This is a genomic window from Stutzerimonas sp. CXK-1 (assembly GCF_057738225.1).
This window is the reverse complement of record NZ_CM173217.1, coordinates 358,143-379,833: the sequence shown is the minus strand read 5'-3', so window position 1 is coordinate 379,833 and position 21,691 is coordinate 358,143. Positions and strand designations below refer to the sequence as shown.

The 21,691-nt window shown below is 66.8% G+C and carries 27 protein-coding genes; 17 read left to right on the top strand and 10 right to left on the bottom strand.

The features are described 5' to 3' along the window. The first annotated feature begins 138 nt into the window (after positions 1–138). The 10 genes from ubiE (at position 139) to AC0KXH_RS01780 (ending at position 6,613) form a co-directional block, all read left to right on the top strand. The gene (gene ubiE / locus AC0KXH_RS01825; RefSeq protein ID WP_041108526.1) at positions 139–909 is read left to right on the top strand and encodes a bifunctional demethylmenaquinone methyltransferase/2-methoxy-6-polyprenyl-1,4-benzoquinol methylase UbiE; all 771 of its coding nucleotides are present in this window, start codon (positions 139–141) and stop codon (positions 907–909) included. Next, on the top strand, positions 909–1,532 hold the full coding sequence (locus tag AC0KXH_RS01820; RefSeq protein WP_061338001.1) for a ubiquinone biosynthesis accessory factor UbiJ: 624 nt from the start codon (positions 909–911) through the stop codon (positions 1,530–1,532). The genes ubiE and AC0KXH_RS01820 overlap by 1 nt, the downstream gene beginning before the upstream one ends. After that, positions 1,529–3,139, top strand: a complete 1,611-nt coding sequence (gene ubiB / locus AC0KXH_RS01815; RefSeq protein ID WP_041108530.1) for a ubiquinone biosynthesis regulatory protein kinase UbiB — start codon at positions 1,529–1,531, stop codon at positions 3,137–3,139. Before AC0KXH_RS01820 ends, ubiB begins: the two co-directional genes overlap by 4 nt. Before the next feature lie 50 nt (positions 3,140–3,189). Then, positions 3,190–3,585, top strand: a complete 396-nt coding sequence (gene hisI / locus AC0KXH_RS01810; RefSeq protein ID WP_061338002.1) for a phosphoribosyl-AMP cyclohydrolase — start codon at positions 3,190–3,192, stop codon at positions 3,583–3,585. Continuing rightward, entirely contained in the window at positions 3,578–3,910 is a 333-nt protein-coding gene (locus tag AC0KXH_RS01805; RefSeq protein WP_041108534.1) for a phosphoribosyl-ATP diphosphatase, read from the top strand. Before hisI ends, AC0KXH_RS01805 begins: the two co-directional genes overlap by 8 nt. 20 nt (positions 3,911–3,930) lie before the next feature. Beyond that, entirely contained in the window at positions 3,931–4,161 is a 231-nt protein-coding gene (gene tatA / locus AC0KXH_RS01800) for a twin-arginine translocase TatA/TatE family subunit (RefSeq protein WP_041108536.1), read from the top strand. Between the two features lie 15 nt (positions 4,162–4,176). Further along, entirely contained in the window at positions 4,177–4,587 is a 411-nt protein-coding gene (gene tatB / locus AC0KXH_RS01795; protein WP_312359164.1) for a Sec-independent protein translocase protein TatB, read from the top strand. Then, complete coding sequence (tatC, locus tag AC0KXH_RS01790; RefSeq protein ID WP_041108540.1) at positions 4,584–5,384, top strand: twin-arginine translocase subunit TatC; 801 nt, start codon at positions 4,584–4,586, stop codon at positions 5,382–5,384. The genes tatB and tatC overlap by 4 nt, the downstream gene beginning before the upstream one ends. After that, the gene (locus tag AC0KXH_RS01785) at positions 5,381–6,088 is read left to right on the top strand and encodes a 16S rRNA (uracil(1498)-N(3))-methyltransferase (protein ID WP_041108542.1); all 708 of its coding nucleotides are present in this window, start codon (positions 5,381–5,383) and stop codon (positions 6,086–6,088) included. Before tatC ends, AC0KXH_RS01785 begins: the two co-directional genes overlap by 4 nt. Positions 6,089–6,172: 84 nt before the next feature. Further along, positions 6,173–6,613 carry a UPF0158 family protein gene (locus tag AC0KXH_RS01780; RefSeq protein ID WP_041108543.1) on the top strand — a complete coding sequence of 147 codons (441 nt, stop codon included), beginning with the start codon at positions 6,173–6,175 and terminating at the stop codon, positions 6,611–6,613. Here AC0KXH_RS01780 and dtd read toward each other — a convergent pair. Beyond that, a complete protein-coding gene (gene dtd, locus AC0KXH_RS01775) occupies positions 6,591–7,028 on the bottom strand; it encodes a D-aminoacyl-tRNA deacylase (RefSeq protein WP_439931137.1) in 438 nt (145 codons plus the stop codon). The two genes, AC0KXH_RS01780 and dtd, sit on opposite strands and share 23 nt — an antisense overlap. Then, on the bottom strand, positions 7,028–8,002 hold the full coding sequence (pip, locus tag AC0KXH_RS01770) for a prolyl aminopeptidase (RefSeq protein ID WP_488224047.1): 975 nt from the start codon (positions 8,000–8,002) through the stop codon (positions 7,028–7,030). Before pip ends, dtd begins: the two co-directional genes overlap by 1 nt. An 81-nt stretch (positions 8,003–8,083) precedes the next feature. Here pip and AC0KXH_RS01765 point away from each other — a divergent pair, with 81 nt between their 5' ends. Beyond that, the gene (locus tag AC0KXH_RS01765; protein WP_488224046.1) at positions 8,084–8,515 is read left to right on the top strand and encodes a hypothetical protein; all 432 of its coding nucleotides are present in this window, start codon (positions 8,084–8,086) and stop codon (positions 8,513–8,515) included. An 8-nt stretch (positions 8,516–8,523) separates the two neighbouring features. Here AC0KXH_RS01765 and AC0KXH_RS01760 read toward each other — a convergent pair whose 3' ends face one another. The 5 genes from AC0KXH_RS01760 to AC0KXH_RS01740 form a co-directional block, all read right to left on the bottom strand. Further along, the gene (locus tag AC0KXH_RS01760) at positions 8,524–9,063 is read right to left on the bottom strand and encodes a lipocalin family protein (protein WP_165562234.1); all 540 of its coding nucleotides are present in this window, start codon (positions 9,061–9,063) and stop codon (positions 8,524–8,526) included. Between the two features lie 10 nt (positions 9,064–9,073). Continuing rightward, positions 9,074–9,328 (bottom strand): outer membrane protein assembly factor BamE domain-containing protein, encoded by a 255-nt coding sequence (gene bamE, locus AC0KXH_RS01755; protein WP_041108548.1) that lies wholly within the window; start codon positions 9,326–9,328, stop codon positions 9,074–9,076. Between the two features lie 60 nt (positions 9,329–9,388). Then, on the bottom strand, positions 9,389–9,991 hold the full coding sequence (locus tag AC0KXH_RS01750; protein ID WP_312359782.1) for a DUF924 family protein: 603 nt from the start codon (positions 9,989–9,991) through the stop codon (positions 9,389–9,391). Positions 9,992–9,994: 3 nt separating this feature from the next. Then, positions 9,995–11,005, bottom strand: coding sequence for a class 1 fructose-bisphosphatase (locus AC0KXH_RS01745; protein ID WP_041108550.1), 1,011 nt, complete (start codon positions 11,003–11,005; stop codon positions 9,995–9,997). 120 nt (positions 11,006–11,125) lie between these two features. Continuing rightward, on the bottom strand, positions 11,126–13,576 hold the full coding sequence (locus AC0KXH_RS01740; RefSeq protein ID WP_488224045.1) for a glycogen/starch/alpha-glucan phosphorylase: 2,451 nt from the start codon (positions 13,574–13,576) through the stop codon (positions 11,126–11,128). A gap of 190 nt (positions 13,577–13,766) precedes the next feature. Here AC0KXH_RS01740 and AC0KXH_RS01735 point away from each other — a divergent pair, with 190 nt between their 5' ends. The 3 genes from AC0KXH_RS01735 (at position 13,767) to AC0KXH_RS01725 (ending at position 15,279) form a co-directional block, all read left to right on the top strand. Continuing rightward, a complete protein-coding gene (locus AC0KXH_RS01735; RefSeq protein WP_041108652.1) occupies positions 13,767–14,168 on the top strand; it encodes a YkgJ family cysteine cluster protein in 402 nt (133 codons plus the stop codon). 129 nt (positions 14,169–14,297) lie between these two features. After that, positions 14,298–14,750 carry a thioesterase domain-containing protein gene (locus AC0KXH_RS01730; protein ID WP_041108552.1) on the top strand — a complete coding sequence of 151 codons (453 nt, stop codon included), beginning with the start codon at positions 14,298–14,300 and terminating at the stop codon, positions 14,748–14,750. A gap of 73 nt (positions 14,751–14,823) precedes the next feature. Next, positions 14,824–15,279, top strand: coding sequence for a metallophosphoesterase family protein (locus AC0KXH_RS01725; protein WP_488224044.1), 456 nt, complete (start codon positions 14,824–14,826; stop codon positions 15,277–15,279). On the opposite strand, the gene AC0KXH_RS01720 is transcribed toward AC0KXH_RS01725, so the two are convergent. Both AC0KXH_RS01720 and AC0KXH_RS01715 read right to left on the bottom strand, forming a co-directional pair. Beyond that, positions 15,272–15,919, bottom strand: a complete 648-nt coding sequence (locus AC0KXH_RS01720; protein ID WP_213150389.1) for a YitT family protein — start codon at positions 15,917–15,919, stop codon at positions 15,272–15,274. The two genes, AC0KXH_RS01725 and AC0KXH_RS01720, sit on opposite strands and share 8 nt — an antisense overlap. Positions 15,920–15,985: 66 nt before the next feature. Further along, positions 15,986–16,513, bottom strand: a complete 528-nt coding sequence (locus tag AC0KXH_RS01715) for a dihydrofolate reductase (RefSeq protein WP_488224582.1) — start codon at positions 16,511–16,513, stop codon at positions 15,986–15,988. Between the two features lie 360 nt (positions 16,514–16,873). On the opposite strand from AC0KXH_RS01715, the gene AC0KXH_RS01710 reads away from it, so the two are divergent. After that, on the top strand, positions 16,874–18,397 hold the full coding sequence (locus AC0KXH_RS01710) for a nucleobase:cation symporter-2 family protein (protein WP_488224043.1): 1,524 nt from the start codon (positions 16,874–16,876) through the stop codon (positions 18,395–18,397). Between the two features lie 55 nt (positions 18,398–18,452). On the opposite strand, the gene AC0KXH_RS01705 is transcribed toward AC0KXH_RS01710, so the two are convergent. Next, on the bottom strand, positions 18,453–18,698 hold the full coding sequence (locus AC0KXH_RS01705; RefSeq protein WP_041108557.1) for a DUF4282 domain-containing protein: 246 nt from the start codon (positions 18,696–18,698) through the stop codon (positions 18,453–18,455). 208 nt (positions 18,699–18,906) lie between these two features. Between AC0KXH_RS01705 and AC0KXH_RS01700 the strand changes: the two genes are divergently transcribed. Both AC0KXH_RS01700 and AC0KXH_RS01695 read left to right on the top strand, forming a co-directional pair. Continuing rightward, positions 18,907–20,313 carry a DUF2868 domain-containing protein gene (locus AC0KXH_RS01700; RefSeq protein ID WP_437270246.1) on the top strand — a complete coding sequence of 469 codons (1,407 nt, stop codon included), beginning with the start codon at positions 18,907–18,909 and terminating at the stop codon, positions 20,311–20,313. Next, entirely contained in the window at positions 20,306–21,679 is a 1,374-nt protein-coding gene (locus tag AC0KXH_RS01695) for a DUF3482 domain-containing protein (protein ID WP_061338012.1), read from the top strand. The genes AC0KXH_RS01700 and AC0KXH_RS01695 overlap by 8 nt, the downstream gene beginning before the upstream one ends. Positions 21,680–21,691 lie beyond the last annotated feature (12 nt).

The window sequence follows — 21,691 nt, the reverse complement described above, 5'->3', positions numbered from 1 at the left end:
AGCGCGGCGGCAGCAAAACCGCGCAGCCCGATCCAGATCAAGTTTTCCGCTCAGGCCATCGCCCGCCCCGGCACAAGCGTGGAGCTTGCCAACGCCTTTGGGTTTAGAATGCCGCGACATTCTTCCGGTGACAGTGACATGACCGATCCTCGCAAAGTGCATGACGCAGAACCGACCACCCACTTCGGCTACAAGAGCGTGCCGGAGAGCCAGAAGGCGCAGAAGGTGGCCGAGGTGTTCCACTCCGTGGCCGCCAAGTACGACCTGATGAACGACCTGATGTCTGGCGGCATCCATCGCCTGTGGAAGCGTTTCACCATCGAGCTGTCCGGCGCGCGTCAAGGCAACCGGATTCTCGACATCGCCGGCGGCACCGGCGACCTGACCCGGCAGTTCTCGCGCATCGTCGGGCCTACCGGCGAGGTGGTGCTGGCCGACATCAATGCCTCGATGCTCAAGGTCGGCCGCGACAAGCTGCTGGACAAGGGCGTGGCCGGCAACGTCAAGTTCGTACAGGCCGATGCCGAGAAGCTGCCCTTCCCGGACAACCACTTCGACGTGGTCACCATCGCCTTCGGCCTGCGCAACGTCACCCACAAGGAAGACGCGATCGCCTCGATGCTGCGCGTGCTCAAGCCGGGCGGCCGCCTGCTGGTGCTGGAATTCTCCAAGCCGACCAACCAGCTGTTCTCCAAGGCCTACGATGCCTACTCGTTCAGCCTGCTGCCGATGATGGGCAAGCTGATCACCAACGACGCCGACAGCTATCGCTACCTGGCCGAGTCGATCCGCATGCACCCGGATCAGGAAACCCTCAAGGGCATGATGGAAACCGCCGGCTTCGAGCGCGTGACCTATCACAACCTGACCGGGGGCATCGTCGCCCTGCACCGCGGAATCAAACCCTGATGCTGCGCCAGGCTCTGCTTGCTAGCGCCGAGCAGGGGCTCAACCGCGTGCTGCGGCTGGACCCCACGGCACTGCCGCGCCTGGCGCGGCTGGCAGGACGCATCATCGAGATCGACTGCAGCGCGCCGGCCATGCAGCTCTTTGTGCTGGTCGAGGAAGACGGCCTGCGCCTGGCCTCGAGCTGGGCGGCCGACGCCGACTGTCGTCTGCGCGCACCGGCCTCCAGCCTGGTTCGCCTGCTCGTCAGCCGCCAGAAGACGGCCGTGCTGCACGAGCCACAAGTCAGCATCGACGGCGACAGCGGCGTGCTGATGAGCCTGGCCGAAGTGCTGCAGGACCTCGAACTGGACTGGGAATACGAGGCGTCGCGCTGGCTCGGCCCGGTCGGCGCGCAGCTGCTCGGCACAGGGGTGCGCACACCGACCCGCTGGCTGCGCGAGAGCGGCGATTCGCTACGCCAGGACCTGGCCGACTACCTCACCGAGGAAAGTCGTGCACTGGTCGGCCAGCAAGAGGCCGAAGCCCGCTTCAGCGAAATCGATGACCTCAAGCTGGCGCTCGACCGCCTCGAGGCGCGCATCGAGCGCCTCGCCCACAACCTCGCGCCAGAAAAACCCGAATGAAGCTGTTCGCCGCCGCCGCTCGCCTGTTTCGCATCCTGCTGGTGGTGATCCGCTACCGCCTCGATGACATCCTGCTCGATCTGCCGATGCCATTCTGGCTGCGCGCCAGCAGCTATCTGCTGCCCTGGCGCTGGATCCCGCGCCGCCATAGCGCCTTGAGCCGCGGCGCCCGCCTGCGCCTCGCGCTCGAAGGGCTGGGGCCGATCTTCATCAAGTTCGGCCAGATTCTCTCGACCCGTCGCGACCTGCTGCCGCCTGATATCGCCGAGGAACTGGCGATGCTGCAGGACCGCGTCCCCCCTTTCGACTCGGCCGTCGCCACTGCACTGATCGAACAGCAGCTCGGCGCGCCGATCGACAAGCTGTTCGCCCGCTTCGACACCAAGCCACTCGCCTCGGCGTCGGTCGCGCAGGTCCATGCCGCACGCCTGCACACCGGCGAAGAAGTCATCGTCAAGGTCGTCCGGCCGAACCTGCGCCCGGTCATCAGCCAGGACCTGGCCTGGCTGTTCCTGCTGGCACGCTCGGCCGAACGCCTCTCCGCCGACGCGCGACGCCTGCACCTGGTCGAGGTGGTCGACGACTACGCCAAGACCATCTACGACGAGCTCGACCTGTTGCGCGAGGCGGCCAACGCCAGCCAGCTCAGGCGCAACTTCGAGGGCTCGCGGCTGCTCTACGTACCGCAGGTGTACTGGGACTACTGCCGCCCGCAGGTGCTGGTCATGGAGCGCATCTACGGTGTTCCGGTCACTGACATGGCGGCGCTCAAGCGGCAGAACACCGACATGCGCCAGCTGGCCGAGCGCGGTGTGGAGATCTTCTTCACCCAGGTGTTCCGCGACAGTTTCTTCCACGCCGACATGCACCCGGGGAACATCTTCGTCAGCACGCGCGAGCCCTGGAGCCCGCAATATATCGCGGTGGACTTCGGCATCGTCGGCAGCCTGACGCCGGAGGACCAGGACTACCTGGCGCGCAACCTGGTGGCCTTCTTCAAGCGCGACTATCGAAAGGTCGCACAACTGCACATCGACTCGGGCTGGGTACCGGCCGAAACCAAGGTCAACGAGTTCGAGGCGGCGATTCGCACCGTTTGCGAGCCGATCTTCGAAAAGCCGCTGAAGGACATCTCGTTCGGCCAGCTGCTGGTACGCCTGTTCCAGGTGGCGCGACGCTTCAACATGGAGGTGCAGCCCCAGCTGGTGCTGCTGCAGAAGACCCTGTTGAACATCGAGGGACTGGGACGCGAGCTCTATCCCGAGCTGGACCTGTGGACCACCGGCCAGCCCTACCTCGAACGCTGGATGCGCGAGCGCATGAGCCCCAAGCAGGTGCTGAAGAATGTGCAGGCCCAGGTCGAGCAGTTGCCACACCTGGCCAACATGACCCGCGAGCTGCTCGAACGCATGTCGCACCCGCATGCCGACAACCCACCGCCGCCCTGGCAGCACCACCCGCGCGGCTGGCCGCTGCGGCTGCTGGGCGCGCTGCTGCTCGGCGGCGGTGCGGTACTGGCCGCCGAAGCCGCGACCTTGACCGCCGTGGCCGCGTGGCCGGCCTGGCTGATGCTCGTCGCGGGTACCTATATCGTCGTACGCCGATAGCCAGCTGCGGGGGCGGCTGGCACACTGGACGGCACTGAGCGGAGAATTCGATGAACTGGCTGGACGAGATCAACTGGAACGCGGACGGGCTGGTCCCGGCGATTGCGCAGGACCACCAGACCGGCCGTGTACTGATGATGGCCTGGATGAACCGCGAGTCGCTGCAGCTGACGGTGCAGGAGAACCGCGCCATCTACTGGTCACGTTCGCGCGGCAAGCTGTGGCGCAAGGGCGAGGAATCCGGCCATGTGCAGAAACTGCACGAGCTGCGCCTGGACTGCGACGCCGATGTGATCATCCTGATGGTCGAGCAGATCGGCGGCATTGCCTGTCATACCGGGCGGCAGAGCTGTTTCTATCGGGTACTGGAGCAGGACCAGTGGAAGACCGTCGAGCCGGTACTCAAGGACCCGCACGCCATCTACGCGGAGCACAAGCATGAGTGACACCCTGACCCGGCTGGCCGAAGTGCTCGAGGCGCGCAAGGGCGCCGCGCCGGAGAGTTCCTATGTCGCCAGCCTGTACCACAAGGGGCTGAACAAGATTCTGGAAAAGGTCGGCGAGGAATCGGTGGAAACCATCCTGGCCGCCAAGGATGCCGCAGGCAGCGGCGACTGCAGCGACGTCATCTACGAAACCGCCGACCTCTGGTTCCACAGCCTGGTCATGCTTGCCGCCCTCGGCCAGCATCCGCAGGCGGTACTGGATGAGCTGGATCGACGTTTCGGCCTGTCCGGGCACGCGGAAAAAGCCGCGCGCCCGCAAAACTGATTCACTTCGGAGACAACATCATGGGTCTTGGCGGCATCAGCGTCTGGCAACTACTGATCATCCTGCTCATCGTCATCATGCTGTTCGGCACCAAGCGCCTGAAGGGCCTGGGATCGGATCTGGGCGATGCGATCAAGGGCTTCCGCAAATCGATGGGCACCGACGAGGAAAAGCCCGGCGTAGAGGAAAAACCGGGGCAGACCATCGATGCCCAGGCACGCAAGGTCGACGATCCGGCGAAAAAAGACTGACACAGGCGCGCCGCGATGTTCGATATCGGTTTTACCGAACTGCTGCTGGTCGGGCTGGTGGCGCTGGTGGTGCTCGGCCCCGAGCGCCTGCCCGGTGCCGTGCGCACGACGGGCCTGTGGATCGGCCGGCTCAAGCGCAGCTTCGCCAACATCAAGGCCGAAGTGGAGCGTGAGATCGGCGCGGACGAGATCCGCCGCCAGCTGCACAACGAGCGCATCCTCGATTTGGAGCGCGAGATGAAGCAGAGCATCATGCCTCCGGGTAACAGCGGTGCCTCGGCGCCGAGCAGCCCGCCGAGCCCAGCTGCCGAGCCTCCGGCAGCCGCTCCGGTCAAGCCGGCCGGCGATGCCGAAACGGCACGCGAGGATGTACCCGCCGCGGCTTCCGAAAAGCCCTCCGCCCCGACTGAACGCCCCAATCCATGAGCAAGCCGTCCCTCGACGATCAGGAAATGCCGCTGATCGCGCACCTCACCGAGCTGCGCAAGCGCCTGCTGCGCAGCGTGATCGCCATTGGCCTGGTGTTCGCCGGGCTGTTCTACTTCTCCCAGCAGATCTACGCGCTGGTGGCCGCACCGCTGCGCGCCTACCTGCCCGAAGGCGCGACGATGATCGCCACCGGGGTGGCCTCGCCATTCCTCACCCCGTTCAAGCTGACGCTGATGGTCGCGCTGTTCGTTTCGATGCCGATCATCCTGTATCAGATCTGGGGCTTCATCGCGCCCGGCCTGTACAAGCACGAGAAGCGCATCGCGGTGCCCTTGCTGATCTCCAGCATCTTCCTGTTCTACGCTGGGATGGCCTTCGCCTACTTCGTGGTGTTCCCGATCATGTTCGGCTTCTTCGCCAGCGTGACGCCCGAAGGCGTGGCGATGATGACCGACATCGGCCAGTACCTGGACTTCGTGCTCACGCTGTTTTTCGCCTTTGGCGTGGCCTTCGAGATTCCGGTGGCGACCTTTCTGCTGATCTGGGTCGGCATCGTCGAGGTGCAGACGCTGCGCAAGAGCCGGCCCTACGTGCTGGTCGGTTGCTTCGTGATCGGCATGGTGCTGACGCCCCCCGACGTGTTCTCGCAGACCCTGCTGGCGGTGCCGATGTGGCTGCTGTTCGAAGCCGGCCTCCTGTGTGGCAGCATGATCAGCAAGCGTGAAGCCGCGTTCCGCGGCGATGCCGAAGGCGACAGCGAAGCCGACAGCCAGCCACCCGCGCCGCGCCCGTGAACCTGCTGCTGCTCGAGCCGGCCGACTTCATCGCCGCCGACCGCGTGCTGCTGCGCGGTCGGCGGCTGAAGCACATGCGCGAGGTCCATCGGGTCGAGGCCGGTGAATGCCTGCGGGTCGGCCTGCTCGGTGCGCAGATGGGCAGCGGTCGGGTTCTGCGACTCGATGAGCAAGAGGCGGAACTGGCGGTCGCCTTCGACCAGCCGCCGCCGGCCAAGCTGCCGATCACCCTGCTGCTGGCCCTGCCCCGGCCGAAGATGCTGCGCCGGGTGCTGCAGACGGTCGCCGCGATGGGCGTGCCGCGCCTGGTGCTGCTCAACAGCGTCCGGGTGGAAAAGAGCTTCTGGCAGACGCCCTTTCTCGAGCCCGCTGCGATCCGCGAGCAACTGATCCTCGGGCTGGAACAGGCCCGCGATACCGTGCTGCCGACCGTCACCCTCGAGAAGCGCTTCAAGCCGTTCGTTGAGGATCGGCTTCCCGCGCTGGCCGCCGGCACCCGCGGACTGGTCGGCCATCCGGGCGATTACCCGCCCTGCCCACGCGCGCTGAGCGAGCCGGCGACGCTGGCCATCGGCCCCGAGGGCGGCTGGATTCCCTACGAGGTTGAAAAGCTTGGCGAGGCCGGGTTGCAGCCGGTCCAGCTCGGCGAGCGCATCCTGCGCGTGGAGACAGCCGTCAGCGCGCTGCTGGCTCGCCTGTATTGAGGCAATCGCCGCGCCGATGAACGTCGGGCACAGTGGCGCCGTGCCTCGGTCAGATGCACGTACCCAACGAGTAGGTGACTGCCCATGCGCCCCCTGACCATCGACATGCACCGCCTCGAATACGCGCTGGACCACCGCGACACCAGCGAGCACTACCTCGACCTGGAGACCGGCCAGATCCTCGCCGTGCTACCCGGCCAACCGACGCCCGGCGCCGAGGAGAAGTACGACGTGCAGGACGACCGCTACCTGCACATCGAACCCCTGGAGTTGGCCCAGCACCTGGCCATGCGCGAGGCGTTTCTGTTCACCCAGCACGATCCGCACGCGCACGCGGTACTGGCCAGCGCACTGGGCGGACGCAAGCCGCTGCGCACCTTCGACTTCAAGCTCGAGGATTTTCCGGCAGTGCGCCAGGCCTGGCTGCGCTACCAGGAGGTTCAGCTGCGCGAATACGCCACCACCTGGCTACGCGAGAACGGGCTGGAGCCGGCCCACACGGCTAGCTTTCCAGCAGAAAGGTGACCGGCCCGTCGTTCTGCAGGAAGACCTGCATATCGGCGCCGAAGCGCCCGCAGGCGGTCGGTGCGTGCTGTGCGCACGCCCGGCTGAGCAGGTAATCGTAGAGCGCCGCCCCATGCTCCGGCGGTGCCGCGCTGGAAAAGCTCGGCCGTAGCCCGCTGCGGGTGTCGGCCGCCAGGGTGAACTGGGAAACCAGCAGCAGGCCGCCCTCGACGTCCTTGAGCGAGCGGTTCATGCGCCCTTGGTCGTCGGCGAATACCCGGTAGTTGAGCAGCTTGTGCAACAGCTTGTCGGCACGGGCCTGGTCGTCGTCGCGCTCCACCCCGACCAGCACCAGCAGCCCCTGATCGATCGCCCCGATCACCTCGCCAGCCACCTCGACCCTGGCCTGACGTACCCGCTGGATCAGTGCCTTCATCAGGCGTCCTCCGCCGGCGGCAGGTCGAGCAGACGGTGCGCGATATCCGCCGCCGCCCGCACCAGCGCATCGGTGATGCCGCATTCGGCCGCCGAGTGGCCAGCGTCGCGGATGATCTGCAGCTCGCTTTGCGGCCAGGCCTGGTGCAGTGCCCAGGCATTGTCCAGCGGACAGATCGAATCGTAGCGCCCGTGCACGATGATGCCCGGCAGGTGAGCGATCCTGGGCATGTCGCGCAGCAGTTGGTCGGGCTCGAGAAAGGCCTGGTTGATGAAGTAGTGGCATTCGATGCGCGCCATCGCCAGCGCCCGGTGTGCATCGCCGAAACGGTCGACGACCTGGTGGTTGGGGCGCAGCGTGGCGGTACGCCCTTCCCAGCAGGACCACGCCTTGGCGGCGTGCATCTGGGCGATCTGGTCGCTGCCGGTCAGGCGCGCATAGTACGCGCCGATCAGGTCGTCGCGCTCCTGGGGCGGAATCGGCGCAAGAAACTCATCCCAATAGTCGGGGAACAGCCGGCTCGCGCCGTCCTGGTAGAACCAGCTCAGGTCCTGCGGGCGGCAGAGAAAGATGCCTCGCAGGATCAGCGCATGCACCCGCTCGGGATAGGTCTGGGCGTAGGCCAGCGACAGCGTCGAGCCCCAGGAACCACCGAACAGCACCCATTTGTCGATACCCAGGTGCTCACGGATGCGCTCCATGTCAGCGATCAGATGAGCGGTCGTATTGTTTTCCAGGCTCGCATGCGGCGTTGAGCGGCCACAGCCGCGCTGATCGAAGGTGACGATGCGATAGATGGTGGGGTCAAAGAACCGCCGGCTCAGGGCATCGCAGCCGCCGCCAGGACCACCGTGCACGAAGAGCACCGGCAAACCGTCCGCCACGCCGCTCTCGTCGACATAGAGCACATGGGGCTCCTGCACCGCCAGCTCGTGTCGCGCATAGGGTTTGATCTCCGGATACAGGCTCTGCATGGCACACTCCCGCGTCTGCATGGCGGGCATCGGGCCCGCGTGAGTTTTCCCGGCATCATAACGAGGTTGGAGCACTTGGGCATGTCACCCCGCACCCTGCTAGCGCTGTTGCTGAGCCTCCTGCTCGCCGTGAGCGGCTGCGAACGCGACGACGCCCAGGCCGCGCTCGAAAAGGCCGCCAGCGAACTGCAGGAGAGCCTCGAGGCGAAACGGGTCGCCGCCCTGCACGACGCTCTGCACCCGGACTTCCTCGCCCAGGACAGGCACGACCGCAACTGGGCGACGCGCACTGCCGGTACGCTGTTCCTACGTCACCGAAACGTGCGGGTGCTGGTCCTCAGCGGATCCAGCTGGATCGATCCGGCACTGCCGTCGCGCGGCTTCAGCGAAGCGCAGGTCACCCTGAGCGGCGCCGAAGGCCTGCTGCCCGAGCGCCTCGGGCATTACCAGGTGCGCCTGGAGTGGTGGCGCGAAAACGAGCGCTGGCTGCTGGCACGTATGTACTGGCAGTGAGCGGTGGCTCACTGCGTCTCGCCGCGCCAGATCAGCTCGCGGGTGTCGTAACCACGCGCATGGGCTTCATCCAGCAGACGCTCTCGCGTCTCGGTGGAAACCTCGGGCGTGCGCGAAAGCAGCCAGAGGTACTCGCGGTCCGGGCTGCCGACCAGCGCCACGCGGTAGTCGGGATCGAGATAGAGCACCCAGTAATGACCGCGGGTCAGGGTCGGGAACAGCCGGCTGAACCAGTTATCGAAGCGCACCCACAGGCGATCGCTGCGGCCGGGCTCCTGAGGCACCGCTGTGCCCGTCGCTTCCTGCCATTGGCCATCCTCGGTCCGGCAGCGATTGGTCACCGCGACACGCTCGTCGCCCTGCAGGCGATAGTGCGCCTCCGATTCCACGCAGTTGCGCTGGAAGAACATCGGCAGACGGGCCAGTTCGTACCAGGTGCCCTGGTAACGGGCCAGGTCCACCTCACCCGCGGTGTAGGGTTCCTGAGCCGGCTCGCTGGCACAGCCGGCGGTCAGCAAGAAGGCGAGGAGCAGGCTCGGAAAACGCATGAAACCTCCGTCATTTCAGGCCTTTGCCGGAGAACATCATGACCTGGTCACCGGCGAACTGGATGCTGATGAAGCGGTTCTTGTCGCCCCAGGTGCAGCTCGACATGCCGAGCGCTCCGGCACATTCCTCCGGCTTGCCCAGCAGCTGCTCGACCTGCGCCCGGCTCATGCCGGCCTCGAGCTTGGCGTAGTTCTCCTGAGTGATCGGGCTGCAGCCGCCAAGCGCGAGCAGAACGGTCAGCAGGGCAAAGGGACGCAAAGACATATCGGACTCCTTGGAGTGTCTAGACACGATAGCGGGCCAGAGATTCAGCGCCAGCCGCGCTCAGAAGCCTGAGCCGGGCTCGGCCAGATAAGCCAGTTCGGCCGCCGTCGAATCACGGCCGAGAATGGCGTTGCGATGCGGAAAACGCCCGAAGCGGGCAATGACGGCGCGGTGGCGCTGCGCGAAATCGAGAAAGTCGGCGAACAAGGCCTGCTCGTCCGCTGCCGCATGCTCGCGCAGCGCACCGAACTGCAGCACCGCCTGCTCCTGCAGGGCCAGGTTCTCGGCGTGCTCGAGCACCAGATAAACGAACACCCGCTGGATCGGCGCGAGCAGCACGTCGCCACCCTGCACCAGGCCGTCATGCACGAGATGCTGCGCGCGGGCATCGCCAGCAAACGCCTTGGGCGTATTGCGATAGATCATGCGGGGCAGCTGATCGAGCAGCAGGATCAGCGCCAGCCAGCCCTGCGGCGTCGCCGCCCAGTCACCAAGCCCGCCGCCGAGCGCCTCGTCGACCTGGCCACCGAACCGCTCGGCGGCCTCGGCATCCTGCTCGGGACGATAGCCGAACCACAGCCGGTGCTTCTGCGCAGCAACCTCCCCGGCCGTGGCGCCGTCGCCGAACCACCAGTCGAGCAACGCCTGCCAGGGGGCCTGCATGGCTCAGGCCTGGTGGTAGCCGGTCACGCGCTCGACTTCTTCCTTCGAGCCGAGGAACACCGCCACGCGTTGATGCAGCGATTCGGGCTGGATATCGAGGATGCGCTGCGTGCCATTGGTGGAGGCGCCGCCGGCCTGTTCGATGATCATCGACATCGGGTTGGCCTCGTACATCAGGCGCAGCTTGCCGGGCTTCTCCGGCTCGCGGGCGTCGCGCGGGTACATGAAGATGCCGCCGCGCGTCAGGATACGGTGCACATCGGCCACCATCGAGGCGATCCAGCGCATGTTGTAGTTCTTGCCCAGCGGGCCTTCCTTGCCGGCCAGCAACTCGCTGACGTAGCGCTTGACCGGCTCTTCCCAGTGGCGCTGGTTGGACATGTTGATGGCGAACTCGGCGGTCGATTCCGGCACGCGCAGGTTTTCGTGGGTGAGCACGAAGCTGCCCAGCTCACGGTCGAGGGTGAAACCCATCACGCCGTGGCCGAGGGTCAGTACCAGCATGGTCTGCGGGCCGTAGATGGCGTAACCGGCGGCGACCTGCTTGGTGCCCGGCTGCAGGAACGCTTCCTCGCCGAGGGCGTCGTTCTGGCTGAAGCAGGCATCCGGGCAGCGCAGCACCGAGAAGATGGTACCCACCGAGACGTTCACATCGATGTTCGAGGAGCCGTCCAGCGGATCGAATACCAGCAGGTACGCCCCCTTGGGGTACTTGCCGGGAATCTGGTAGGCGTTGTCCATTTCTTCCGAGGCCATGCCTGCCAGGTGCCCCCCCCACTCGTTGGCCTCCAGCAGGATCTCGTTGGACAGCACGTCGAGCTTCTTCTGTACCTCGCCCTGCACGTTCTCGCTGCCGGCGCTGCCCAGCACGCCGCCCAGCGCGCCCTTGGAAACCTGATGGCTGATGGCCTTGCACGCACGTGCCACCACCTCGATAAGGAAGCGCAGGTCCGCCGGGGTATTGTTACTGCGGGTCTGCTCGATCAGGTAGCGGCTCAGGGTGATGCGTGACATGGACTGGCTCCAGAGGGGGAAAAAACCGACGCAGTTTAGCAGGCCGGTGGAAAACAGACTCCCCTCAGACCGGCGCGCCCCGGGCAGAGTTCAGCCCCGGGGCGGCAACTGGCCAGCGTGCTACATGACCTTCCAGATCTCCGTGGCGTACTCGCTGATGGTGCGGTCCGAGGAGAACCAGCCGGTACGCGCCGTGTTGAGCACGGCCGAACGCCACCAGGCGTCCGCATCGCGCCAGCGCGACTCGACCTCCAGTTGCGCCTGCCAGTACGCCTCGAAATCGGCGCAGACCATGAAGGTGTCGTGCCAGCCGAGCCCGTCGATAAGGCCGGTGTAGCGCCCCGGATCGTCGGAAGAGAAGGCGCCGCGGCGAATTGCCGAAAGGACCTCACCCAGACGCGGCGAGCCGATGATGGTCGCTTCGGCGTTGTACTCGCCGGCACGCTTGCGCGCCTCGACCTGCTGCGCGGTGAGGCCGAAGATGAACATGTGCTCGCGGCCGATCTGCTCGCTCATCTCGACATTCGCCCCGTCCAGCGTGCCGATGGTCAACGCGCCGTTGAGCGCGAACTTCATGTTGCTGGTGCCCGAGGCCTCGAGGCCGGCGGTGGATATCTGCTCGGAAAGGTCGGCCGCCGGGATGATGTCCTCGGCCAGGCTGACGTTGTAGTTGGGCAGGAACACGACCTTGAGCAGGCCACGCACGGTCGGATCGTCGTTGATCGTGCGGGCGATGTCGTTGGCCAGTTTGATGATCAGCTTGGCCTGGTGGTAGCTCGCCGCCGCCTTGCCGGCAAAGATCTTCACCCGCGGCACCCAGTCACCGCCCGGGTCGGCGCAGATCGCGTGATACAGCGCGACGGTGTGCAGCAGGTTGAGCAACTGGCGCTTGTACTCGTGGATGCGCTTGACGTGGACGTCGAACAGCGCCTCCGGGTCGACCTGGATGCCGAGTCGCTCGTGAATCACCTTGGCCAGGTGGCGCTTGTTGGCCTGGCGCTGCTCGGCGAAGCGGCGACGGAACTCGACCTGCTCGGCGAAGGGTTCGAGGTCGCGCAGGCGCGTCTGCGGTGAGTCGAGCACGTCCTCGCCAAGCGTCTCGACGAGCAGCCTGGTGAGCCTCGGGTTGGCCTGGTACAGCCAGCGGCGGAAGGTGATGCCGTTGGTCTTGTTGTTGATGCGCTGCGGATAGAGCCGGTGCAGGTCGGTGAACACCGTCTTGCGCATCAGCCCGGTGTGCAGCGCGGAGACGCCATTGACGCTGTGCGAGCCGAGAAACGCCAGGTTGCCCATGCGCACACGGCGGCCATGGCCCTCTTCGATCAACGACACCGAGCGCAGCAGTTCGCCATCGTGCAGGCCGCGGTTGCGCAGGGCGTCCAGGTGATGGGCGTTGATCAGGTAGATGATCTGCATGTGCCGCGGCAACAGGCGCTCCATCAGGCCCACCGGCCAGGTTTCCAGCGCCTCGGGCAGCAGGGTGTGGTTGGTGTAGCAGAGCGTCGCGGTGGTCAGGCGCCAGGCCTTCTCCCAGGGCATGCCATGCACGTCCACCAACAGGCGCATCAGCTCGGCCACGGCGATCGCCGGATGGGTGTCGTTGAGCTGGATGGCCGCGTAATCGGGCAGGTTGTCCAGCGTGCCGCGCTGGTCCAGATGACGACGCAGGAGATCCTGCAGCGAGGCGGCGACGAAGAAATACTCCTGGCGCAGGCGCAGTTCCTGGCCAGCCTCGGTGCTGTCGGCCGGATAGAGCACGCGGGAGATGCTCTGCGCCTTGGCTTCCTCGGCGACCGCACCGATGTGGTCGCCGGCGTTGAAGCGCTCGAGGTGGAAGTCGGCCTCGGCGCGCGCGCGCCACAGGCGCAAGGTGTTCACGCTGGCCCCGCGCCAGCCGACGATCGGGGTGTCATAGGCGTTGGCGCGCACGCCCTCGGCCCAATGCCAGAAGTGCCGCGGCTCGCCATTGCCGTCGGGCAGCGCAGTGACGTGGCCGCCAAAGCCGATCAGGTAGCTGACCTCCGAGCGTTCGAATTCCCAGGGGTTGCCGAAATCGAGCCAGGTCTCGGTCTGCTCATGCTGCCAGCCATCGACGATCACCTGGCGAAACAGCCCGTGGTCGTAGCGGATGCCATAGCCGTGCGCCGGCACGCCGAGTGTGGCCATGCTCTCCATGAAGCAGGCGGCCAGGCGCCCGAGGCCGCCGTTGCCCAGCGCCGCGTCCGGCTCGGACAGGCGGATGCGGTCCAGATCCACGCCCAGCTCGGCGAGCGCCTGGCGCGCCGTGTCCAGCAGGCCGAGGTTGCTCAGACTGTCGAACAGCAGGCGCCCGATGAGAAATTCCAGCGAAAGGTAATAGACGCGCTTGCAGCCCTTGTCATAGGTCTGTCGGGTGCACTCCATCCAGTGGTCGATGACCCGGTCGCGGGTGGCCAGCGCCACCGCCTCGAACCAGTCGAACTCGGCCGCATGCTCGGGATCCTTGCCGACCGAGTAGGTCAGCTTGCGCAGCACCTTTTCACGAAAGGCGGCCACTTCATCGGCGGTGGGAGCGTTGGGTTCCTGCGTCATGAATTACCCTCGCAAGCAAGAGAATCTGGAAGAACGACGGCACCTGCAGGCCGGCAGAAGGCAGTCTAGACAGCTCGCGGGGCATCCGGCCGTCGCCTGGACCAGCGGTTCGCCATTCGAACGCAGGGCAGCGCTGGAAATTCCCCGGGCAGAGGTTATGATCGCGCGCCCCTGCCCAGCGACAACCGCCGTGAAGACCCGACTGATCGCCTCTGCCGACCCCGAACGCCTGGAAACCTGGGTGCGCTACAGCAACGGCCTGTGCCGCGATTGCCAGGCGACCTGCTGCACGCTGCCGGTCGAAGTGCGCATCGACGACCTCATTCGCCTGCAGCTGGTCGATGAGTTCGAGCGCGACGAGCCGGCCAAGCAGGTGGCCCGCCGCCTGTCCCGCGAAGGCGTGGTCGAGCACTTCAACCAGAAGCACGGACTCTTCACCCTGACGCGCATGGCCAATGGCGACTGCCTGTTTCTGGATACTCGCACGCGTCTGTGCAAGGTCTATGACAAGCGCCCGGATACCTGCCGCAACCACCCGCGCATCGGCCCGCGCCCGGGGCATTGCGCCTACGTCCGCAAGGCGGGTCGCTGAGCCGGCGCGAGGCGGCCAGATCGCGCCGGGATCGCGGAAGAACGCCGAGCGGAACTGGCAAAAACGTGACTCAGCGGTCATGCTTGGCGTCTGCCTGTATCTCCGTCACGTTTTAGGAATCCAACCGGCATGAGCCGCGAAAGCCGCTATCTGGAAGCCATTCTCCACCACGACATTCCGCTGACCCGTTCAATGGGCCTGCGCGTCGATGTCTGGGAAAACCACGAGCTGCGCCTGAAGGTCCCGCTGCAGGCCAACATCAATCACAAGAGCAGCATGTTCGGCGGCAGCCTGTATTGCGCGGCGGTGCTGGCTGGCTGGGGCTGGCTGCACCTGCGCCTGCGCGAGGCCGGTATCGACGATGGCCACATCGTCATCCAGGACGGCCGGATCGAATATCCGCTTCCCGTGGTCGACGACGCCACCGCCATCTGCAACGCCCCGGTCGAAGGCGCCTGGGAGCGCTTCGAGGCGATCTACCGCCGCCGCGGCCGTGCCCGCCTGGAGCTGCACAGCCGCATTCTCGCCGCCGACGGCCGTGACGCCGTGCGCTTCACCGGGCAGTACGTACTGCACAAGTAAGCCGCGACGAACGGCGCCCGCCGGATGACGGCCTGGCCTATGCTGGGCGCTTTGCCCGGAGGAAAAACCCGGCATGCGCATCGGCGTCATCTCCGATACCCATGGCCTGCTGCGTGCGCAGGCCAGCGTGGCCCTGCAGGGCTGCGACCTGATCATCCATGCCGGTGACATCGGCAAGCCTGAAGTGCTCGACGCTCTGCGCCAGATTGCGCCGGTGCAGGCCATTCGCGGCAACGTCGATGTCGCGGACTGGGCGACGGCCCTGCCCGAGGAGTTGGACCTCGAGTACGAGAGTCGGCGCCTGCATGTGCGTCACGACTTGAAGACGCTGGCGTTCGACCCGGCCGCCCGCGGTTTCGCCGTGGTCATCAGCGGCCATTCGCACAAGCCCTCGATCGAACGGCGCGACGGCGTGCTCTTCCTCAACCCGGGCAGCGCCGGGCCGCGGCGCTTTCGCCTGCCAATCTGCCTGGCGCTGCTCGAGCTGAGCGCAGAAGGCGCCGCAGCCCAGCTGATCGAGCTCAGCTGACCCCGGTATAGCGGTCGGCACGGTGGTTGATTGCCAGCACCAGATTCAGCGCCACCGCGCCGAGCACCGAGAGCAGCACCCGATCCAGCGGCACCGCCAATACCGCACCGAGCACGATCAGCGCATCGATACCCATCTGCACCTTGCCGGCGCGCACGCCGAAACGCTCCTGAATGTACAGCGCCAGGATGTTCACTCCGCCGAGGCTGGCGCGATGGCGGAACAGCATGAGCAACCCGACGCCCATGGCGACCCCCCCAAAAAGCGCGGCGTAGACCACGTCGAGCCTGGCGAACTGGACCCAGTTGGGCATCAGTTCCGCATACAACGAGACCAGCCCGACCGCGCAGGCGGTGCGCAGGGTGAACTTCCAGCCCATGCGCCAGATCGCCAGCGCATAGAACGGCAGGTTGACGAGAAAGAACAGCGGGCCGAACGACCAGTCGCTCAGGTAGCTGAGCAGAAAGGCGACACCCACGGTGCCACCCGTGAGCAGTTGCGCATGGCTGTAGAAGGTAATGCCGAGGGCGACCATGGCGGTGCCGAGCAGCAGCGCCAGGAGATCCTCCCACAGAGGATGGCGCACAAAGATCGGGGCGACCCGGTCGGTGGCCGGGGCGCCGGTTTCATCGGATGACATGGTCAGATTCCCGTTGGCGACGCGCAGAAGCTTAGAGAGCCGCGCCCGAGCGCGCCTTGGCCTCGGTCAAGCGCGGCGGTCGGCGCGTACCCAGGTCTCGAAACGGTACGCCGGAGCGTCGCCTTCGGCCGGGTGCGCCTCGCGCTCGACGCACTGCCACTCGGCCTCGTCGAAGGCCGGAAAGAAGGCATCGCCTTCCGGGCGCGCATCGATGCGGGTGAGATAGAGCCGCTGCGCACGGGCCAGCGCCTGGGAATAGAGCTGCGCACCGCCGATCAGCATCAGCTCGCCCGCGCCCTGCTCGCGCGCCCACTGCTCGGCCCGCTGCAGCGCAGATTCGAGATCGGTGAAGGTCTCGGCGCCCTCGAGCTGCAGGCCGGCCTGGCGACTGACCACCAGATTGAGCCGGCCCGGCAACGGCCGACCGAGTGAATCCCAGGTCTTGCGTCCCATGATCACCGGCTTGCCGAGGGTCATGGCCTTGAAATGGCGCAGGTCCCCCGGCAGGTGCCAGGGCATGCTGTTGTCGCGCCCGATCACGTGCCGCTCTGCGAGGGCCGCGATCATCGCGAGGGGAAGTGAGGGCTGAGTCATGCCCGCGAGGATAGCAGAGCGCCAGGGCGAGCGGCACGTGCGCATGGTCGGGCAGCTCACCTTGTAGCCCGGCGCCCCGTCTCAGGCAGCCGCGCCACGCTCAACGCACACCCGCTTTGCCTGCCTGCTGCCGGCCAGCGACGAATGCCCGGCAAAACCTGAACCAACCGTTCGTCGGCTTTTGCCTTCCAGAACCAGAGGCCGCTCGCCATCCGGGCCGTGCCGCCGCGCGGCTCGTCGGACAGATGCCGATCTGCCAGCAGTGCTCAAGTGCAGAAAACTTGTATACAAAAGCTGGCATCAAGCGCATTCAATTGTCTACAGTGGCAGCACAATAAAAAAGACGGGAGAAGCTACCCCATGTCAGTCGCGTCCGCCCCCGAAAAACGCCCCGAAGACGAAAACCTCGGCATAGGTGCGAACCTGGCCTACGGTCTGCAACACGTGCTCACCATGTATGGCGGCATCGTCGCCGTGCCCCTGATCGTCGGCCAGGCGGCCGGCCTGTCACCGGCCGACATCGGTCTGTTGATCGCCGCCTCGCTGTTCGCCGGCGGGCTGGCCACGCTGCTGCAAACACTTGGCATCCCTTTCTTCGGTTGCCAGCTGCCCCTCGTGCAAGGCGTCTCCTTCGCTGGCGTGGCGACGATGATCGCCATCATCGGCAGCGACGGCGCCGGCGGGCTACCGGTGGTGTTCGGCTCGGTCATTGCCGCCTCATTGATCGGCCTGCTGATCACGCCGGTGTTCTCTCGCATCACCAAATTCTTTCCGCCGCTGGTCACCGGCATCGTCATCACCACCATCGGCCTGACGCTGATGCCGGTCGCGGCGCGCTGGGCGATGGGCGGCAACAGCCAGGCCCCGGATTTCGGCAGCGTCGCCAACATCTGCCTGGCTGCGTTCACCCTCTTTACCGTGCTGGCGCTGAGCAAGCTGGGCAATGCCAGCATCTCGCGCCTGTCGATCCTCCTGGCGATGGTGGTCGGCACCCTGGTCGCGGTGTTCTTCGGCATGGCCGACTTCTCCCAGGTGCTTGAGGGGCCGCTGGTCGCCCTGCCGTCGCCGCTGCACTTCGGCGCGCCGGAGTTTCAGGTGGCGGCGATCCTGTCGATGCTCATCGTCATCGTGGTCACCCTGGTGGAAACCTCGGCGGACATCCTCGCGGTGGGCGAAATCATCGAGACCAAGGTCGACTCCAAGCGCCTGGGCAATGGCCTGCGCGCCGACATGATCTCCAGCTCTCTGGCGCCGCTGTTCGGCTCCTTCACCCAGAGCGCGTTCGCGCAGAATGTCGGGCTGGTCGCAGTCACCGGCGTGAAGAGCCGCTACGTGGTAGCCACCGCCGGCCTGATTCTGGTCACCCTCGGTCTGCTGCCGGTGATGGGACGCCTGATCGCCGCGGTGCCCACCGCCGTGCTCGGTGGCGCCGGCGTGGTGCTGTTCGGCACGGTGGCCGCCAGCGGCATCCGCACCCTGGCGCAGGTCGACTACCGCAACAACATGAACCTGGTGATCGTCGCCACCTCGATCGGCTTCGGCATGATCCCGATCGCCGCACCGGGCTTCTACCACCACTTCCCCGCCTGGTTCGAGACGATCTTCCACTCCGGCATCAGCTCGGCGGCGATCATGGCGATTCTCTTGAATCTGACCTTCAACCACCTGAAGGCCGGCAACTCCGATCAGCAATCGGTATTCGTCGCCGCCAGCGAGCGCACGCTGCGCTACCAGGACATCGCGGCCCTGCACGATGGCGACTACTTCCGCAACGGCAAGCTGTATGACGCCGACGGTAAAGAAGTTCCGCTGGTCGACGCTCACCATCACGCCGCACCGCCGCCGCGGCCACAGATGCGCGCGGCCAGCTCGAGCAGCGCCTGAGCCCGGCCGGCGGCCAGCCAAAGCAAAAGGGCGGTCATTCGACCGCCCTTTCGTTTCAGGCCTTGCTGGCCACCTTCTGCAGGTTTTCGTGAATCTTGAACAGCACGATCAGCAGCTCGCACCAGACGCGCGTGCCGATCAGGCCGAACACCAGCACAGCCAACCCGGACCAGAGCCCGCCGCCGAACATACCGGCCATGAGTGCGATCGAGCCGACCACCACGCCGACCAGCCCGAGCCAGTACAGCAGCGTAATGATCTTGGGTGTCACCATCGCGTCGAAGAACAAGGTTTGTTTCATGAAAAGTCCCTTTTTCGGTGCGCAGGGGCAGCGAGCACATGGTGCTGAGCATTGGCCGGTCCCTGGCGGATGATGCGGCGAACCGCGGAGTCGATCGGTTGATCGGCGGCGCATACTAACGGACAGCGCACCCGCGTCATTTGACCGATTTCACCCTTCCAATCGGGAGCGGTTATCCTGCCGATCGAGCCCCACGACGAGAAGCCGCGTGCCTGCATCCGCACCGTTTTCACCCGAGACCCCAGCCGACCCGCTCGATCGCCTCTGGCTCACCGAGGCCGTTCGCCTGCGCGAAGAACACGCCGGCCCCCTGGAGGACGACGAGGCCAATCGCCAGGCCCGCGCCGCCGGCGGCGAGCTGCAGGCGAGGATCGAGCACCGCGCGCTCTGGCTGGCGCGTCGCGACGGCCTGATCGAAGCCCTGATGCACTGGCGCCAGGGCGCCCGTCTGGGCGCTTTCGCCCTGGCGCTGCTGGCTGCTGCCAGCGGTGCCGGGCTGGCCTGGGCGGCACTGGGCGACGGTACGCGGCCGATCAACGTGTTCTGGGCGCTGGGCAGCCTGCTCGGGCTGAACCTGCTGACCCTGCTCGGCTGGCTGCTGGCCTTTTTCCTCACGCGTGACAGCGGCGGCGCCCTCGGCCGGCTCTGGCTGTGGCTCAGCGAGAAGCTCGCCCGCGACGCCCGCGCGGCTCAACTGGCCCCGGCCCTGCTTGCCGTCCTGCACCAGCGCCGGCTTGGCCGCTGGCTGCTCGGCCTTGGAGTGCATGGACTGTGGCTGCTGGCGATGGGCAGCGCCTTGCTCACACTGCTCGCGCTGCTGGCCACCCGCCGCTACGGCTTTGTCTGGGAGACCACCATCCTCGGCGAGAGCGCTTTCATCGGCCTGACCCAGGCACTCGGTGCGCTTCCGTCGCTGCTCGGCTTCAGCCTGCCGGATGTCGAGCAGATCCGCGCCAGCGGCATGCTCGGTGGCGACCTCGAGCGCGCGCGGCAGAGCTGGGCCGGCTGGCTGGTCGGCGTGCTGCTGGTCTATGGCCTGCTGCCGCGCCTGGGGCTTGCCGCGCTTTGCCTGTGGCGCTGGCGACGTGGCCGGGCGGCGTTGCGTCTCGACCTCGACCTACCGGCCTATCGCCTGCTGCGTGAACGTCTGCAGCCGACCAGCGAGCGCCTCGGCATCCGTGATGCGGCGCCTGCCCAACTGCACGCGCCCAGCGCCGGCGCTCAGCTCGATGGCAGCGCCGGTGCCGTACTGGTGGCCATCGAACTGGATGGCGGTCGCCCATGGCCGCCGGTTCTACCAAAGGGTGTTGCCGATGCCGGCGTGCTCGACGATCGCGAAGGCCGGCGGCGCCTGCTCGAACAGCTCAGCCGTTTTCCGCCAGCGCGTCTGGTCATCGCCTGCGACCCGCGGCGCTCGCCGGACCGCGGCACGCTGGCGCTACTCGGCGAGCTGTCGCGCTGTGCGGCGGCGACTCGCGTCTGGCTGCTGCAGGCACCAGCCGGCGAGGCGCTCGACAGCGCGCGCATGCAAGACTGGCATCAGGCCCTCGATACGCTGGGGCTGACGCATTCCAGCGCTGCCCCGCTGCGCTGGCTGGAGACTGGCCATGACTGACGCCCTCAAGCTGGCCGTGGTCGGCCACACCAATGTCGGCAAGACCTCGCTACTGCGCACCCTGACCCGTGACATCGGCTTCGGCGAGGTCTCGCACCGGCCGAGCACCACGCGTCACGTCGAAGGCGCACGGCTGTCGGTGGATGGCGAAGCGCTGCTGGAGCTCTACGACACCCCGGGTCTCGAAGATGCCATCGCCCTGCTCGACTACCTCGAGCGACTGGAGCGCCCCGGCGAACGCCTCGACGGCCCGGCACGCACCGCGCGCTTTCTCGACGGCAGCGAGGCGCGGGGGCGCTTCGAGCAGGAAGCCAAGGTGCTGCGTCAGCTGCTCGCCAGCGACGCCGGGCTCTACGTGATCGACGCCCGTGAGCCGGTGCTGGCCAAGTACAAGGACGAGCTGGCGGTGCTCGCCGGCTGCGGCAAGCCGCTGTTGCCGGTGCTCAACTTCGTCGCCCAGCCGGGGCACCGCGATGAGGAATGGCGTCAGGCCCTGGCCCGCCTCGGCCTGCATGCACTGGTGCGCTTCGACAGCGTGGCGCCACCCGTGGACGGTGAGCGCCGGCTGTATGAAAGCCTGGCGCTGCTGCTGGAACAGGCGCGCCCCAAGCTGCAGCGCCTGATCGAGGACCACGAGGCCCAGGCTGCCGCACGCCTGGCCAGCGGCCAGCGACTGATCGCCGAACTGCTGGTGGATGTCGCCGCCTGCCGACGCAGCGTGGCGGCCCAGCCGGAACTGGAGCGTGGCGCCATTCGAGAATTGCACGACGCCGTGCGCGGCCGCGAGCAGCGCTGCGTCGAGGCGCTGCTGCGCCTGTACGCCTTTCGCCGGGACGACGCGGCAGCCAGCGATCTCCCGTTGCTCGATGGGCGCTGGGGCGACGATCTGTTCAATCCCGAGACCTTGAAGCAACTCGGCGTGAAGATCGGCGGCGGCATGGCCGCAGGTGCCGCGGCAGGTGCCGGCGTGGACCTGATGGTCGGCGGTATCACCCTCGGCGCGGCGGCGCTGCTCGGCGCCATTGCCGGCGGCGGTGCGCAGACCGCGCGGCACTACGGCAACCGCCTGCTCGGCAAGCTCAAGGGCCAGCGCGAACTGACCGTCGATGATGCGGTGCTGCGCCTGCTCGCCCTGCGCCAGCGCCAGTTGCTGGCCGCGCTGGCCAGCCGTGGGCATGCCGCCACCGAGGCAATCCGCCTGGCCGCGCCGCAGGATCAGAGCTGGCGCGAAGGCAAATTGCCGGAGGCCCTGGTTCGCTGTCGGGCGCACCCGCAGTGGTCGTCGCTCAACCCGGGCGCGCGGCTGGCCGAGGACGAGCGGCGGCAGGTGCTCGACCAGCTGCAGGCCGATTTGCAGCACGGCTGACCACCGGGCGCC